The sequence below is a fragment of the Nocardia sp. NPDC046763 genome (genome assembly GCF_040645495.1).
GTDB lineage: Bacteria > Actinomycetota > Actinomycetes > Mycobacteriales > Mycobacteriaceae > Nocardia.
Map to the genome: position 1 here is coordinate 25,475 of NZ_JBEYYI010000021.1, position 15,103 is coordinate 40,577.

The window sequence follows — 15,103 nt, forward strand, 5'->3', positions numbered from 1 at the left end:
TAGCGGGTTTCCTCAGCCGGCGTTCCCGTGCGCCGCATGCAGATGCGGTAACAGCAGTTCCGCCACGGCCTCCGGACGTTCGGCCTGCAGGAAATGCCCGCAGCCGGGTAGCTGCGCGTGCTGCACACGTGCATGCTCTGCCAGCACACGCTGCAGATCCGGCGACATACAGCCATCGCGCAGCCCGGCCAGCGCCAGCGTCGGCAATGGCGCGGCCTCGGCCATCAGGATGTCGCTGAACTCGCGAGTCGCCCTGCGCTGCACCGCGAACAGCGACCGGTAATACCGTGTCGCCGCCCACGCCATCACCGGATCGGTGAAAACGGCCGCTACAGGGGCGAATTCGTCCTCGCTGAAATCCCATCCTGGCGACCATCGCCGCCACAGCGCTCGCACGAACCCCGCACCCCGGCGCGTCAGCAGCCGCGGCGACCACCCCGACTGCATCACCGGGATGTACGACGACAACACCAGCTGCCGCGGCAGATACCGCCACATCCCCGCCGCCACCCCGCCCCCGAACGGCGGAATCGCCAGCAACGTCAACGACTCCCATCGCTGCGGCTCCTGCTTCGCCAGAATCGTCGCCACGAACGCACCCCAGTCGTGCCCCACCAGGTGCGCGCGCGGCCCACCCAGCTCCGCATGCCAGGCCGCCACATCCGCACTCACCGCCATCAGGTCATAGCGCGCCGCCCTCGACGCCGACCCCGGCGTATACCCGCGCAACCACGGCGCCAGCACCTGATACCCGGCCTCGACCAGCAGCGGGATCAATCCGTCCCACGTGTGCGGCGTATCCGGAAACCCGTGCAGCAGGATCACCAGCGGCGCGTCGGCCGGACCGACCTGACGAGCGGACAGTTCCAGGCCATCACGGCGCAACGTCAGCGTGCGCGCAACAGGATGATCGATCGGCATGCACACACCCTCTCATTCGTGTCGACGGTCGAATTCCTCGACACCTGAACAACCTTCGGCCACCACGGCACGAATCCCCGACCCGGTGGCGGGTTCACCGGCGGTCACCCGCCGAACCCGCCACCGCCGCGGTCAGCGGCCCTGCCAGACGGGGGGACGCTTCTCCACGAAAGCGCGCATACCCTCCCCGGCGTCCTGCGACGACAGGGCGGCCGCGGCGACCTGACCCTGCTTGCCGAACGCCTCGGCCACCGACCAGTCCGGGGCTTGCTCGATGATCTGCTTGCTCGCATCGATACTCAGCGGAGCATTCACCGCGATCCGCTCGGCCAGCGCCAGCGCCGCCTCGAGAGCCTTACCCGGCTCGGCGACCTCGTTGATCAACCCGATCTCGGCGGCCCGGGTCGCGGTGATCGGGTCACCGGTCAGCGCCAGTTCCATGGCGATCGCTCGGGGTAGGCGCTGCGACAGGCGCAGCACGCCACCGCCGACGGCGACCAGGCCGCGTTTGACCTCCGGGATGCCGAACGTCGAATCGGCCGCCGCGACAATGAGATCGGCGGCCAGCGCCAATTCGCAGCCCCCGGCCAGCGCGGGCCCCTCCACGGCCGCGATGAGAGGCTTGCGCGGCGGCTGGGAGACGATGCCCAGGATGCCGCGCTTCTCGGTGACCGGCACCTCGCCGCGGGCTGCCGCCTTCAGATCCATACCGGCACTGAAATATCCGCCCGCACCGGTGAGAATCGCGATGCGTGCATGCGAATCGCCCTCGTAGGCGTCGATCGCGCGTTCCAATCCCAGCGCGGTGGCCAGGTTGATCGCATTGCGGACCTGGGGCCGGTTGATGGTGATGATCATGATGTGGCCGCGGCGCTCGATGAGCACCGGTGCGGGCGGCGGTGGCGGCAATGCGACCCGGGGCAGACCCGCCGTGCTCAACCCGTGACCGGGCGTCTCCGCCACCGTCGTATCCGGAGCCGTGTCGGTGGATACTCCGGTATCGGTATCGGTATCGGTATCGGTGGCGATGGCATCAGATTCCGCCGCGCCCGACTCGGCGGCCGCCGGGCCGGTATCGGATTCCCCTGTGCTGGGCTCGGATTCGGTGAGCGGCGCGGGCGCCGGGACGATCGCGTCGCCGTCCACGATCACCGGCAGGCCCAGCCAGTCGTCCTCGGTGAGAGCGGTGAGCAGGGCGGAATCGGTGGAGCGCACCAGGACTCGCTCACCCGTAGGGGTCAGCACGCTCACGATCGCGGCTTCGGGACCGCCGTTGCGGCCATACGGCAGGGTGTAGGCCTCCACCACGGCCTCGCCGGTGTAGCCGGTGCGGGCCGGGCGCGCCGGGGGATGCTCGATGACCGGGGTCAGATGCCGGTAGCCCTGCCGCGGCGGGGTGGCCGAGTACACCCCGAGGGCGTGCTTGGTCAGATACCAGCCCAGAGACGTTGCCAGACCGAAGGATTCCGGTTCGGCGCGCAACCGCTGCACCAGCGTCGCCACCGCGTGACCGCCGTAGTTGTTGCCCGGCCCGCCACCGAAGGTCAGGCCCCCCGTCACCGACAGCGGCCGCTTCGGATCCTCCACCGGCAGCCCCAGCTCACGGGCCGCGATCTGCACCGCCACCGGGAAACACGCATACAGATCGATATGGGCCAGCGCGTCAGCGGTGATGCCCGCATGGTCGAGCACCGCCGCACCCAGCGTGCGGATCGCGGGAGACGCCGCCAATTCGCTGCGTTCACTGACGAACCACTCGTCGGTACCCGAGGCGCCCGCGTGCAGGAACACCCACTTGTCCTGCGGAATACCCGCGGCCTCGGCGGCCGCCGCGCTGGCCACGATGATGCCCGAGGCCATGTCCACCGAAAGGTTCGCGCACTCGAGTTTGGTGTAGGGCGCGGAGATCATGCGATTGGCCTCGGTCACCGTCGCGATCTCGGAGGCCGGGAACTCCTGCGGCTGCCAGGCATTCGGATTGGCCGCCGCGACCGCCGAGAACCGCGACCACAATTCGGCCACCGCCGCCGCATGCTCGGCCGGGGTGCGACCCAGCCGGCCCCGATTGGCCGACTCCAGCAGCGCGTACATATTGATCGGCGCCTGCAGCCCGGCCGCCGACTCGGCCGCATTGTTGGCCGCCTTGTCGATCCCCACCGTGCGCGTCGGCGTCACCGCCGGATCCTGCACCGGCCAATCCAATTCGATCCCGGCGCGCTGCGCCGCCGCCTGCGTGGCCCCGGCCTCGGCGCCGGTCACCAGCACCAGGTCGTAGTCGCCGGCCGCGATCGCCGCGGCCGCCTCATTGAGCACCAGCTGCCCGCCGTCACCCCCGAACGGGCTCGACTGCGCCGTCTCCGCCCCGCCCGCGCCCACCGCCCGCGCCACCAGCGCACCCAGATCCCGGTACTGCCACGACGTCGGCGACACCGCGAACACCGCATTCGCCTGCGCCAGTAGCGCCTCCCCCGCCCCGGCATCGGCGGCCGCCGCGCGCAGCGCCCGCACCGCCAGCTGCGCGGGATCACCGTAGGACGGGTCGGGGGTGCGCTGCACCACCTGCCCGACGCCCACCAGCACCGGCGTGCCCGGCGCCAGCAGCGTCCCGGAAGCCCGGTGCCGCACCGCCTTGTGCGCCGTCCGCCCCGTCGAGCCCGACTTGGCCGCCGCCACGGCCGCGGGCAGCGCGGCCAGGGAATCACGCAGCGCGTCACCGAGCGCCCGCGCCACCGTCGCGCCCAGCGGCCCGTCGATCGGCTGCCCCGACAGGCCCGCGTCGAGGTACACGCTCGACCCGGACCCGTTGGGCGCCACCGTGATCCACAACCCCAGACCCAGCCCCTGCGGCCCGCGGCCGCGCATCGCCAGCCCGGTGTCGCCGACCTCGGTCACCGTCCACGCCACATCCGCCGGGATCCCCATGAACTTGGCCACCTGCGTGTACTCCATGCCCACCGCCGCCGCCCCCGGCGCCTCCCCACGCCAGCCCGCATGGAACACCACCCACTCCGGAAGCCGTTGCAGCTGCGCCAGATACGCCAGCGTTGCCGCCGGGCCGGTCTCGAGATCGTGATGGGCGTGCGCGGTGCGCGGGTAGTCCGCCAGCCCCGCCGGCACCGCGTGCCCGACCGGGACCGCCGCCTCGCCGGTACCGCCGTGACCGGTCAGCCCGGCGATCAGCTCGCGTACGAGGCGCGGATCGCGGCGCACGCTGTCGACCAGCTGCCCGCCTGCGCGCAACTGTTTGCGCACCGACGCACTCCGATCGAGTCCCTGCCCGACCACCGCACGCAAACGCTCGAAACCCGGCACCGCACTCACGGCCCACCTCCTCACCGAGGGTCCACACCATCCGGCCCTCACGGTATCGGCCGCTCACCGGCCGCGGGAAGGGCAACGGCGACTTCGCACCCCCGCCAACCGGATTCGCCACCACCCCTTCCGCCTATGTTTGTGTAAGCGTAGACTTACGGTTCGTGGGTACTTACCAAAGCGCCGCTCTCGACGCCCTCGGTGACCCGACCCGGCGAGCCATCTTCGAACGCCTCGGCCAAGGCCCGTGCGCGGTCGGCGAACTCGCCCGAGAACTTCCCGTGTCCCGGCCCGCCGTCTCCCAGCACCTCAAGGTGCTCAAACAGGCGGGACTGGTCCGCGACGAAGCCGTCGGCACCCGACGCGTCTACCGGCTCGACCCCAGCGGCATCGACGCGCTGCGCGCGTACTTCACCCACTTCTGGTCGACCGCGCTGTCGGCCTTTCGCGACGAAGTGAACCGCCAAGCCCAGCAGGACAACACCCGGGAGCAGTCATGACCCAGCACACCGACACCGTCACCGTCGAACTCACCGTCGAAGCCCCCCTCGACAAGGCCTACCGCGTCTTCACCACCGGCATGGACAGCTGGTGGCCGCGGGAGCACCACATCGGCTCCGGCCCGCTGGCCGAAGTCGTCGTCGAACCCCACGTCGGCGGCCGCCTCTACGGCCGCGAGGCCGACGGCACCGAATGTCCGTGGGGCCGGGTGCTGGTGTGGTCACCCGACACCCACTTCGCGTTCTCCTGGGACATCGACCTGAGCTGGAAACCCGAATCCGACCCGGCCCGCACCAGCCGCGTCGATGTCACCTTCACCGCCCTCGACCCCGGCCACACCGCCGTCACCCTGGTGCACTCCGGCTTCGAGAACCACGGTCCCGGCTGGGAATCCATGCGCGACGCCGTCGGCTCCCCGGACGGCTGGCCCGGGCTGCGCGACAACTACGCCAAGGTCGTGGCCGCCTGAGCGGGCACTCTCACAGCAGGCGGGTGAACCACACCTGATCGCGCAACCGGATCCCGTCCACCAGGATCTCCTCCGCATACCCGGCCGCGGGGGTGAACACATCGGGCACCACCCGCGTCATCCGGAAACCGCACCGCTGATAGAACCGCAGATTCCCCACATCGGCGGTGGCGGTGGCCACCTCCAGCCGGCGCACCCCGGCGTCGGTGGCCGCCGCCACCACCCGATCGATCAACCGCCTGCCCACCCCGGTACCCCGCACCGGTTGCGCCACAGCGGTATTGACGATCTCCCAGGTCGACTCCCCGGCCCCCGGCGCGGCCTGGACATGGCCGACCACCACACCGGAGTCGTTGCGCGCCACCCACACCCGCCCCCGGCCGATATACCCGGCCAGCAACTGCTCGGAATCCTCGGCCATCCGGAACGACCAAGCGATCTCGGCGCGATCACCGAGGAACTCCTCGATCCGCACCGCCCCCGCCGCCGGCGGCACCACGATCAGCATCCACTTCTCCGGATCCAGCACCGCGAACGCCCCCGCCGCCACCCAATACGGATTGTCCGGAACCACCTCGGCCACACCATGATCGGCCAGCCGCGCCCGCAACCGCGCGAACCCCGACCGCGGATACAACACCACCGCATGCTCGGGGCCACGCGGTGCGGGCGGCGGCGCGCCCTCGCGGCGCACCAGCTCCAGCTGCGCCGACGCGTCCGGCATCCCGAACACGAACCCGCTGTAACCGGCATGATCCTCGAACGCGGCAAGTTCGGTCAGCCCGACGATCTCCCGATAGAACGCCGCACACTCCACCAGCCGATCGGTCTCCCGCGCGAAACGCGCCGCGGCCAGCGACCACTCGCCGCGACCGGACTCCGAGGCAACCACAGGCAATCCTCCTCACCGACAACGACACCCGCAGGCCAGCATCCTCGGACCGGCAGCGAGCAGTCGACCCATTTCTCTCGAACCACCGGCCCGCCCGGCCCGTCGCCGAACGCCGACCGGCCGAAACACGAACGCGCGAGCCCGGATCCGGGCTCGCGCGTTCGATTCAGGCTCTCGGACGGCTCAGAGCGCCACACCCAGCAGGGCGTCGACGGTGTCCTTGATCAGCCCCGGCGCCGCGGTATCGGGCCCGCCGTAGGCCAGCGCCTGCTGCGCCCACGCATCGATCGCCGCGATCGCCTTCGGCGTGTCCAGATCGTCGGCCAGATGCCGCCGCACCCGCGCCACGGTGTCACCGGACTCGGGACCCGACTCCAGCGCCACCGCCGCCCGCCACCGCTCCAGCCGCGAAACCGCCTCGGCCAGTACCGCATCCGACCACTCCCGGTCGGCGCGATAGTGGCCCGCGAACAGCCCCAGCCGGATCGCGGCCGGGTCGGTGCCCGCGCGGCGCAGCTTCGACACGAACACCAGATTGCCGCGCGACTTCGACATCTTCTCGCCGTCGAGCCCGATCAGGCCCGCGTGCACGTAGTGGCGGGCGAAGCGGCGTCCCTTCACCAGCGCCTCGGCGTGCGCGGCCGAATACTCGTGGTGCGGATAGATCAGATCGCTGCCGCCGCCCTGCACGTCGAACTCGGTGCCGATGCGGTTGAGCGCGATCGCCGCGCACTCGATGTGCCAGCCGGGACGGCCCGCCCCGAACGGCGCCGGCCACGACGGCTCACCCGGGCGCTCCGCGCGCCACAGCAGCGCGTCGATCGGATCCCGCTTGCCCGGCCGCTGCGGATCCCCGCCGCGCTCGGCGAACAGTCGCTCCATCGTCGCCCGGTCGTAGCCGGACTCGTACCCGAACTGCTCGGTCGCGTCGTGACGGAAGTAGATGTCGGCGTACTCCGGATCGTCGACTACGTACGCCGCCCCCGAGGCGAGCAGCTTGTCGACCAGCTCCACCACCTCCTGCACCGACTCGATCGCGCCGATGTAGTCGCGCGGTGGGATCACCCGCAAGGCGGCCATGTCCTCACGGAACAGGTTGATCTCCCGGGTGCCCAGCTCCCGCCAGTCGATGCCGTCGCGCTGCGCGCGCTCGAACAGCGGATCGTCGACATCGGTGGTGTTCTGCACGTAGTGCACCTCGTGCCCGCCGTCGTGCCACAACCGGTTGACCAGATCGAAGGTCAGGTAGGTGGCCGCGTGCCCGAGATGGGTCGCGTCATAGGGGGTGATGCCGCACACGTACATCGTCGCGGTGGCACCGGGGGTCACCGGGCGCACCTGCTTGTCGGCGGTGTCGAACAACCGCAACGCCGGTCCGGATCCGGGGACGGTCGGGACAGCGATATCGGACCAGGACTGCATGAATCGAGGTTATCGCTGTGATCGCACCCCATCGCCGCCGCCCCCGCACCGGTGTGCCGCGCGACACCCGCCCGCCGTGGCCGACCAGCACCCTAGTCGCGGGCGCGAGGGTGTCAAGAGTTGCAATCACGACGATGCGAACGTCGCCGCCGACCGCGCGGCCGGCCGGGTCAGAACGCGGGCCAGGGAATCGGGCGCTGACTCACCGGCCTCGGCATCACCGGTTCCTCCAGCAGTGCCCGCCCGCGCGTCTCGAGCGCGTCGATCTCGGTGTCGGTGAGGAACTCCGCCAGCCGATCGCCCAGCTCACCGGGCAGTGCCTTGACGAAAACCGTGATGTCGGTGAGCAATTCGTCCCCGATCGGCTCACCGGCCCAGCCCCACAACACCGTGCGCAACTTCGGCTCACTGTGCAGGCAGATGCCGTGATCGACACCGTAGACCCGCCCGTCGAGCCCCTCGAGGGCGTGCCCGCCCTTGCGGTCGGCATTGTTGAGCAGCACATCCAGCACCGCCATTCGATGCAGTCGCGGATCATCGGCGTGTACCAGCGACACCGGATGCCCACCCGGATCCAGCGCCCGCAACACCTCCCGATACCCCTCGGGCACCGCATCCACCGGGACCAGATCCACCAGATCCGGGCCCGGGGCATCCTCGGCGGTGTCGATCCAGCGCTGCACCATGCCCGGCCCGAAGGGCCCCTCCCGCAACACGGTTTCGGGGATCACGCCCCAGCCGATCGCCTCCGACACCAGATACGAGGCCACCTCCCGCCCGGCCAGGGTGCCGTCGGGGAAATCCCACAGCGGCCGCTCCCCGCGCACCGGCTTGTACACCACACGCAGCCCCGCACCGTCGGCCTCGCAGACGAGCGTGACATTGCTGGCGGTGGTGACCTGCCCGATCACCGTCAGCTCGGCGGTGTGCAGCCCGTCGTCGCTCACGCCGTCATTCCTCGACTTCATCGGAGCCGAAGATGTCACCGCGCTTGTAGCCGTTGGTGCGCACGCACATGTGCCCCTTGGACGACAGCGGTTCCCCGCACAGCGGGCACGGCGGGCGCCCCGCGGCGATCACGCGCGCCGACCGTAGCGCGAACTCGCGTGCCTGTACCGGGGTCAGGAACACCCGCACCGCGTCGGGGCCCTCCTCGGTGTCGTCGAGCACCACCGATTCGTCCACCTCGGTCTCGGTGATCGCCAGCAGTTCCACCACCACCGCGCCCGCGTCGGCGTCCCAGCCCAAACCCATGGTGCCGACCCGGAATTCGGCATCGATCGGGGTGATCAACGGCGCGGTGTCGGCCACATCGGCGGCCTGCGGCGGCACGGTGGTGCCGAAGCGTCGTTGCACCTCGTCCAGCAGCAGACCCATCCGATCGGCCAGCACCTTCACCTGCTGCTTCTCCAGCAGCACGCTGATCACCCGCGGGTCCTGCACGGCCTGCAGGTAGAACGCGCGGTCGCCCGGCTCGCCGACGGTGCCGGCGACGAAACGATCGGGGGTGCGGAAGATATGGATTGCTCGGCCCATTGCACCTCCATTCGGTTCACTCACACTTATGAATCGGGGCGTTCCGCTACCCCATTATCCGTACTGTCGGTGGTACCCGTTTCTCCGCCGGGAACCGGCCCCGAGCGCGATTCGCCGCCGGTTCGCGGTGAAATCGCCGCCAACCCGGACAGGTCCGTCCCGGTGTCGTTGACCCGCCACACGTACGGGGCGGTCGGGGTGTAGCGGATGACACTGATCGACGCCGGCTCCACCACGATGCGCTGGAACCCGTCGAGGTGAATGCCGAACGCGTCGGCCAGCACCGATTTGATGACGTCGCCGTGCGTGCACGCAATCCACAACACATCGCTACCATGCCGGGCCGCGAACTGCCGATCCCGTTCGCGGACAGCGGACACGGCCCGAAACTGCACCTGTGCCAAGGACTCTCCGGAGGGGAAGGTCGCGGCCGAGGCGTGGCGTTGCACCACCTTCCACAACGGCTCGCCCATCAGGTCCGCGAGGGCCTTACCGGTCCAGTCGCCGTAGTCGACCTCGAGCAGGCGTTCGTCGGGTTCGGGTTCGAGTCCGAGCTTGTCGGCCAGGGGTGCGACGGTGCGCTGGCAGCGCAGCAGCGGCGAGCACACGATGTGTTCGACGGGCAGTGATCCCAGCCGCTCCATCAGGCTCTGCGCCTGTTCGCGTCCACGGTCGGTCAGATCGACGCCCGCACTGCGGCCGGCCAGGGTGCGGGCGGTATTCGACGTGGACACGCCGTGCCGCAACAGGATCACCGTCACCGGGACAGCCTACTGGCTACGTCGCCGACACGACGCCGGTCGCCAGCAGCGCCATCACCGTCGACCCCAGCAGGATGCGGTAACCGACGAACCAGTCCAGCGAGTGCCGCGCCACGAATTTCAGCAGCCACGCCACCGACGCATACCCCACCGCGAAGGACACGATGGTCGCCACGAGCAGCTGCGGACCCGACGCATTGAGGCCCTCACCAGCGGGTTCGAACGCATCGGGGAGGCTGAACAGGCCCGAGGCCACCACCGCCGGGATCGCCAGCAGGAACGAGAACCGCACCGACGCCTCCCGGGTCAGCCCGCAGAACAGGCCCGCCGACGAGGTTGCGCCCGAACGCGACACGCCCGGAATGAGGGCCAGGCACTGCGCCAGTCCCATGATCAGACCGTCCCGGGTGGTCAGCAGCTCGATCGGACGGCGCCGGCGACCGTAGGTCTTGCCCGAGTAGTACTCCGCGGCCGCGATCACCAGAGCGAACACGATCAGCATGACCGACACCAGCCACAGATTCCGTGCGCCGGTACGGATCTGGTCCTTCAGCAGCAGGCCCAGCACCCCGATCGGGACGGTGGCGATGATCACATACCAGCCGATCCGATAGTCCAGCTCGCGCTGCATGTCGGGATCGGGGCCGAAGGAGAAGCGCCCGTCCTCGGTCAGTACCGGCAGCCGGGTGGTCGCACGCTCGGGCACCGGCACCGAAACCCGTTGCGGCGCGGCCACCTTCGACCACATCGTGGTGCACCAGGCGACCAGGATGCGCCAGATGTCCTTGGCGAAGTACACCAGCACCGCCGCCTCGGTGCCCAGCTGGGTGACCGCGGTGAACGACGCGCCCGCATCGTCGCCGAAGAACACCGCCGACGTGATGCGCAGATGCGCCGAGGAGGAGATCGGCAGGAATTCCGTCACACCCTGTACCAGGCCCAGCACCAGCGCCTGCACCCACGTCATCGACCCGCCCACACACCCTCCAGTCCCGAATCGTCGGCTCCCGGTGCGGATTTCGGCGCTACACCGCGCCCGAATCGCTACCGCCCCGGCGCGTCCGCGCCGCAACACCGCAGCGACCCTACCGGGCGGATGTCCGAATTCGGACATGCATGCGGGAAATCCGAGGTATCGCCACGGCCCGGCACCGACCCGCCGCGCTCGCCGCGGGCCGTAGCCCAGCAGATGCGACAGGTGGGCCTAGGCTGACGCGTGTGACGAAAGTGCAAGCGCGGTGATGGAACAACGGACGGTCGGCCGCAGTGGACTGCGGGTCTCGAGGCTCGGGCTGGCCACCCACACCTGGGGCAGGGAAACCGACGCCGAGGACGCGGCCGCCCAGCTGATGGCGTTCGTCGAAGCGGGCGGCACCCTGGTCGACACCTCCCCGGCCTACGGGGACGGCGCCGCGCAACACATTCTCGGCGAACTTCTCTCCGAGGTCGGGCGTGAGGACCTCGTGCTGTCCGGAAGTGCCGGATACACACCGATACTCAGCGACGCCGCCGCCGAAGCGCCCGCCGCCGTGCGCTGGACCGTCGACGCCTCCCGGCGCACCATGATGCGCCAGCTCGACCACACCCTGCGCCAGCTCGGCACCGACCACCTCGACCTGTGGACCGTCGCCGCCTGGGACCCGCACACCCCCCTCGAGGAGATCGCCGACACCCTGTCGTGGGCGGTGCGCTCGGGGCGGGTGCGCTACGCGGGCGCGCGCGGCTACGACGGCTGGCAGCTGGCCACCCTGGCGGCCGCGGCGCCCATCACCGCCGCGACCACTCAATACTCGCTGCTCGCGCGCGGGGTCGAACACGAATTCGTGCCCGCCGCACAGCATCACGGCATCGGCCTGATCGCCACCGCGCCACTGGCCGGGGGCATCCTGACCGGCAAATACCGCGACGGCGTGCCCGCCGACTCGCGCGGCGCCGACGAGGCCACCGCCGCCGAGATCACCGCCCATCTCGACGATCGCGCGGTGCGGGTGGTCGACGCGGTGGTCACCGCCGCCGACGGGCTGGGCACCTCACCGCTGGCGGTGGCGCTGGCCTGGATCCGCGATCAGCCCGCGGTGGCGACGATGCTGGTGGGGGCGCGGGATATCGGGCAGCTCACCGGGATTCTGGCCGCCGAAACCCTCGAGCTGCCGCGCGCCATCACCGCCGCACTGGGAGACGTGAGCGCACGCACAGAATGAGCAAGGCTAACCTTACCTGCATGAGGTGTCTCGTGAATGCCCGCTCGGCCGCCCGCACGCTGCTGATCATGCTGCTCGGCATCGGCCTGGTCGCGGGCGTCACCGCCTGCAGCAGCGGCACCCCCGGCACCGGCGGCACCCGCGGCCCGGTGACGGCCAGTGTCGGCGACCTCGACCCGGTGGCGATCGGACCCGAACCCACCCCGGTGCTTCCCGTGACCGTGAAGTCCTTCGACGGCAGCGACGTCACCGTCACTGACACCAGCCGCATCATCGCCGCCGACCGCTACGGCACCCTCGCCCAGACCGTCGTCGCGCTCGGCCTCCGGTCAAAACTGGTCGGCCGCTCCAACTCTGCGGCGTTCCCCGCCGTCCAGGACCTGCCCACCGTCTCCAGCGGCGCGGGCACCCTGAGCGTGGAATCGGTTGCGGCACTGCGGCCCACGGTGTTCCTCACCGACACCACCGCCGTCACCCCCGCCCTGCGCGAGCAGCTCAAGGCGCTGGGCATCACCGTGGTCTACTTCGACCCGCAGCGCACCATGGACGGCGTCGTCCCCCAGATCCAGGCCGTCGCCACCGCGCTCGGCGTCCCCGACGCCGGCAAGGCCCTGGCCCAGCGCACCCGCGACGAGATCTCCGCGGCCACCGCCTCGGTGCCGCACCAGGATTCGAAGCCCAAGATCGCGTTCCTGTACCTGCGCAGCACCGCCATCACCATGATCGCCGGACGCGGCTCGGGCGCCGACTCGCTCATCACCGCCCTCGGCGGCATCGACGCCGGCACCGCCTCGGGCATCACCCAGGACTTCCTGCCCATCACCAGCGAAGCCATGATCGCCGCCGCCCCGGACGTCTTCCTGCTCATGAGCGACGGCCTGGCCTCCGTCGGCGGCATCGCCGGCCTCGAGAAGATCCCCGGCGTCGCCCAGACCCCCGCCGGACGTGACCGCCGCGTCGTCGACATGTCCGACGCCGTGCTGCTGTCCTTCGGCCCCGACACCGGCCGCGTCCTGGCCGCCCTCGTCAAGGCCGTCTACGGTACCGCCAACGCATGACCGACCCGCAAGCCTCGCAACCGGATTCGGCCACCGCGCCCGGCGCCGCAGCGGATCCGGAATCGGTTGCCGCGCACGAATTCCCGGCCAGTGTCGATCCGGCACCGGCCGGTCGGCGCGGCCGTGCCCGCACCACGCTGATCTTCGCCGCGGCCCTGGCCGCGCTGGTGGTGCTGGCGCTGATCTCCGCGGCCATCGGGCAGGTGCCGACCAGCCCCGCCGAAGTCGCGGGCAGCGTCTTCCACCGCATCGGCCTGAACTGGGGGCCGATGCCCAGACATCCCGCCGGATACGTGACCCTGTGGGAGGTGCGGTTCCCGCGCGTCGTGCTGGCCGTGTTCGTCGGCGCCGCCCTGGCCACCGCGGGCGCGCTGCTGCAGGGCGTGTTCGCCAACCCGCTCGCCGAACCCGGTGTCATCGGCGTGTCCGCGGGTGCGGCGGTCGGGGCGGGCACCGTCATCGTGATCGGTGGCGCATTCGCGGCCGCCTGGTCGGTAGCGGCGGGCGCGTTCGTCGCCGGCCTCGGCACCACGCTGCTGGTGTATCTGCTGTCGCGGTCCAACGGGCGCACCGAGGTCGTGACGTTGATCCTCACCGGCGTCGCCATCAACGCCTTCGCCGGTGGCGTGATCTCGTTCCTGCTGTTCAAGGCGTCCCCGGTGGCGCGCGATCAGCTGGTGTTCTGGCAGATGGGCAGCCTCAACGGCGCCACCTGGCAGGCGGTGAACGTGGTGTGGCCGCTGACCCTGCTGGGGATCGCAGCTGCGGTCTGGATGGCGCCGCGCCTGGACCTGCTGTCGCTCGGCGAATCCGCCGCCCGCCACCTCGGCGTCGACGTGGAACGGTTGCGGCGCAACATCATCGTGGTCGTCGCCGTACTCGCCACTGCGGGTGTCGCCTTCACCGGCATCATCCTGTTCGTCGGATTGATCGTGCCGCACCTGGTGCGCATGCTCGTCGGACCCGGGCATCGCGTGCTCATTCCACTGTCGGCCATCGTCGGCGCGGTCGTGCTGGTCGCCGCCGACATCGGCGCCCGCGCCCTGGTCCACAATGCGGACCTGCCGCTGGGCATGATCACCTCACTGGTCGGCGGGCCGTTCTTCTTCTGGCTGCTGCGCCGCACCCGCTCACGATCGGGAGGCTGGGCATGAGCGGCCTGCGCGACCTGGCCACGGTCTTCACCCGCACCCGGGACCTGCCCGAACCACCCGAACCGGGCGCGGTCACGCTGCGCGCCCGCAATGTCAGCGTCAAGCGCGGTGACCGCACCGTCCTCACCGGCATCGACTTCCCCGTCGTCGCCGGACAGATCGTCGCCCTGGTCGGACCCAACGGCGCGGGCAAATCCACCCTGCTCGCCGCGCTCGCCGGGGAACTCGAACTCACCGGCGGCAGCGTCGAACTCGACGGGCACGCCCTCACCCACTGGACCCACCTCGACATGGCCCGCCGCCGCGCGGTGCTGCCGCAATCACACACCGTCGGATTCCCGTTCAGCGCACGCGAGGTCGTCGCCATGGGCCGCTCACCGTGGGCGCGCACCCCGCGCCAGGACGAGGACGACGCCCGCATCGCCGCCGCCATGGCCGCCACCGACGTCGAACGCTTCGCCGCCCGACCCTTCCCGGCCCTGTCCGGCGGTGAACGCGCCCGTGTCGCCCTGGCCCGGGTACTGGCCCAGGACACCGCGACCCTGCTGCTCGACGAGCCCACCGCCGCACTCGACCTCGGCCACCAGGAGCAGGTGCTGCACCTGGCGCGCGAGCGCGCCGCCGCGGGCGCGGCCGTCGTGGTCGTGCTGCACGACCTCGGTGTGGCCGCCGCCTACGCCGACCGGGTCGCCGTCCTGGAAGCCGGGCGCATCGCCGCCGACGGCCCGCCCCGCCAGATCCTCACCCCGGGACTGCTCACCCGCGTCTACCAGCACCCGGTCGACGTCTTCGACCACCCGGTGACCGGCGCGCAACTGGTGCTGCCCGTCCGCGGCTGACCCGCCGAAACCCGTGCGGGCCACGCACATTCGGCCC

The 15,103-nt window shown here is 70.8% G+C and carries 14 protein-coding genes and 1 pseudogene; 6 read left to right on the forward strand and 9 right to left on the reverse strand.

Annotated elements, in window-relative coordinates; translation table 11 throughout:
* Positions 1–12: 12 nt before the first annotated feature.
* From ABZ909_RS29165 to ABZ909_RS29175, 3 genes and pseudogenes are all read right to left on the reverse strand, one after another.
* Positions 13–921 (reverse strand): alpha/beta hydrolase, encoded by a 909-nt coding sequence (locus tag ABZ909_RS29165; RefSeq protein ID WP_357005635.1) that lies wholly within the window; start codon positions 919–921, stop codon positions 13–15.
* A gap of 132 nt (positions 922–1,053) precedes the next feature.
* Positions 1,054–1,806: a crotonase/enoyl-CoA hydratase family protein gene (locus ABZ909_RS29170; protein WP_357005984.1), complete on the reverse strand. Its 753-nt coding sequence runs from the start codon at positions 1,804–1,806 to the stop codon at positions 1,054–1,056.
* A 261-nt stretch (positions 1,807–2,067) separates the two neighbouring features.
* Positions 2,068–4,284, reverse strand: a pseudogene (locus tag ABZ909_RS29175) (SRPBCC family protein); the annotation flags it as partial.
* Between the two features lie 113 nt (positions 4,285–4,397).
* Between ABZ909_RS29175 and ABZ909_RS29180 the strand changes: the two are divergent.
* Entirely contained in the window at positions 4,398–4,733 is a 336-nt protein-coding gene (locus tag ABZ909_RS29180; RefSeq protein WP_357005638.1) for a metalloregulator ArsR/SmtB family transcription factor, read from the forward strand.
* Complete coding sequence (locus tag ABZ909_RS29185; protein WP_357005641.1) at positions 4,730–5,203, forward strand: SRPBCC family protein; 474 nt, start codon at positions 4,730–4,732, stop codon at positions 5,201–5,203. Before ABZ909_RS29180 ends, ABZ909_RS29185 begins: the two co-directional genes overlap by 4 nt.
* Positions 5,204–5,213: 10 nt before the next feature.
* Here ABZ909_RS29185 and ABZ909_RS29190 read toward each other — a convergent pair whose 3' ends face one another.
* From ABZ909_RS29190 to ABZ909_RS29215, 6 genes are all read right to left on the reverse strand, one after another.
* A complete protein-coding gene (locus tag ABZ909_RS29190) occupies positions 5,214–6,095 on the reverse strand; it encodes a GNAT family N-acetyltransferase (protein ID WP_357005644.1) in 882 nt (293 codons plus the stop codon).
* Between the two features lie 183 nt (positions 6,096–6,278).
* Entirely contained in the window at positions 6,279–7,517 is a 1,239-nt protein-coding gene (gene mshC / locus ABZ909_RS29195) for a cysteine--1-D-myo-inosityl 2-amino-2-deoxy-alpha-D-glucopyranoside ligase (RefSeq protein WP_357005647.1), read from the reverse strand.
* Between the two features lie 170 nt (positions 7,518–7,687).
* The gene (locus ABZ909_RS29200; protein ID WP_357005650.1) at positions 7,688–8,485 is read right to left on the reverse strand and encodes an SCO1664 family protein; all 798 of its coding nucleotides are present in this window, start codon (positions 8,483–8,485) and stop codon (positions 7,688–7,690) included.
* Positions 8,469–9,053: a DUF3090 domain-containing protein gene (locus ABZ909_RS29205; protein WP_357005653.1), complete on the reverse strand. Its 585-nt coding sequence runs from the start codon at positions 9,051–9,053 to the stop codon at positions 8,469–8,471. Before ABZ909_RS29205 ends, ABZ909_RS29200 begins: the two co-directional genes overlap by 17 nt.
* A gap of 26 nt (positions 9,054–9,079) precedes the next feature.
* Complete coding sequence (locus tag ABZ909_RS29210; RefSeq protein WP_357005656.1) at positions 9,080–9,814, reverse strand: histidine phosphatase family protein; 735 nt, start codon at positions 9,812–9,814, stop codon at positions 9,080–9,082.
* A gap of 16 nt (positions 9,815–9,830) precedes the next feature.
* On the reverse strand, positions 9,831–10,928 hold the full coding sequence (locus ABZ909_RS29215; RefSeq protein WP_357005659.1) for an undecaprenyl-diphosphate phosphatase: 1,098 nt from the start codon (positions 10,926–10,928) through the stop codon (positions 9,831–9,833).
* 127 nt (positions 10,929–11,055) lie between these two features.
* Between ABZ909_RS29215 and ABZ909_RS29220 the strand changes: the two genes are divergently transcribed.
* The 4 genes from ABZ909_RS29220 to ABZ909_RS29235 are packed head-to-tail and all read left to right on the forward strand — an operon-like array spanning position 11,056 to position 15,066.
* Positions 11,056–12,015 carry an aldo/keto reductase gene (locus ABZ909_RS29220; protein WP_357005662.1) on the forward strand — a complete coding sequence of 320 codons (960 nt, stop codon included), beginning with the start codon at positions 11,056–11,058 and terminating at the stop codon, positions 12,013–12,015.
* Positions 12,016–12,035: 20 nt separating this feature from the next.
* Positions 12,036–13,073, forward strand: coding sequence for an ABC transporter substrate-binding protein (locus ABZ909_RS29225; RefSeq protein ID WP_357005665.1), 1,038 nt, complete (start codon positions 12,036–12,038; stop codon positions 13,071–13,073).
* Positions 13,070–14,227 (forward strand): iron ABC transporter permease, encoded by a 1,158-nt coding sequence (locus ABZ909_RS29230; protein WP_357005668.1) that lies wholly within the window; start codon positions 13,070–13,072, stop codon positions 14,225–14,227. The genes ABZ909_RS29225 and ABZ909_RS29230 overlap by 4 nt, the downstream gene beginning before the upstream one ends.
* Positions 14,224–15,066, forward strand: coding sequence for a heme ABC transporter ATP-binding protein (locus ABZ909_RS29235; RefSeq protein ID WP_357005671.1), 843 nt, complete (start codon positions 14,224–14,226; stop codon positions 15,064–15,066). Before ABZ909_RS29230 ends, ABZ909_RS29235 begins: the two co-directional genes overlap by 4 nt.
* Positions 15,067–15,103 lie beyond the last annotated feature (37 nt).

Coding starts and splice junctions, on each gene's coding strand:
- ABZ909_RS29165 (WP_357005635.1), bottom strand. CDS start 921: ATGCCGATCGATCATCCTGTTGCGCGCACGCTGACGTTGCGCCGTGAT.
- ABZ909_RS29185 (WP_357005641.1), top strand. CDS start 4,730: ATGACCCAGCACACCGACACCGTCACCGTCGAACTCACCGTCGAAGCC.
- mshC (WP_357005647.1), bottom strand. CDS start 7,517: ATGCAGTCCTGGTCCGATATCGCTGTCCCGACCGTCCCCGGATCCGGA.
- ABZ909_RS29200 (WP_357005650.1), bottom strand. CDS start 8,485: ATGAAGTCGAGGAATGACGGCGTGAGCGACGACGGGCTGCACACCGCC.
- ABZ909_RS29205 (WP_357005653.1), bottom strand. CDS start 9,053: ATGGGCCGAGCAATCCATATCTTCCGCACCCCCGATCGTTTCGTCGCC.
- ABZ909_RS29215 (WP_357005659.1), bottom strand. CDS start 10,928: ATGTCCGAATTCGGACATCCGCCCGGTAGGGTCGCTGCGGTGTTGCGG.
- ABZ909_RS29220 (WP_357005662.1), top strand. CDS start 11,056: ATGGAACAACGGACGGTCGGCCGCAGTGGACTGCGGGTCTCGAGGCTC.
- ABZ909_RS29225 (WP_357005665.1), top strand. CDS start 12,036: ATGAGGTGTCTCGTGAATGCCCGCTCGGCCGCCCGCACGCTGCTGATC.
- ABZ909_RS29230 (WP_357005668.1), top strand. CDS start 13,070: ATGACCGACCCGCAAGCCTCGCAACCGGATTCGGCCACCGCGCCCGGC.
- ABZ909_RS29235 (WP_357005671.1), top strand. CDS start 14,224: ATGAGCGGCCTGCGCGACCTGGCCACGGTCTTCACCCGCACCCGGGAC.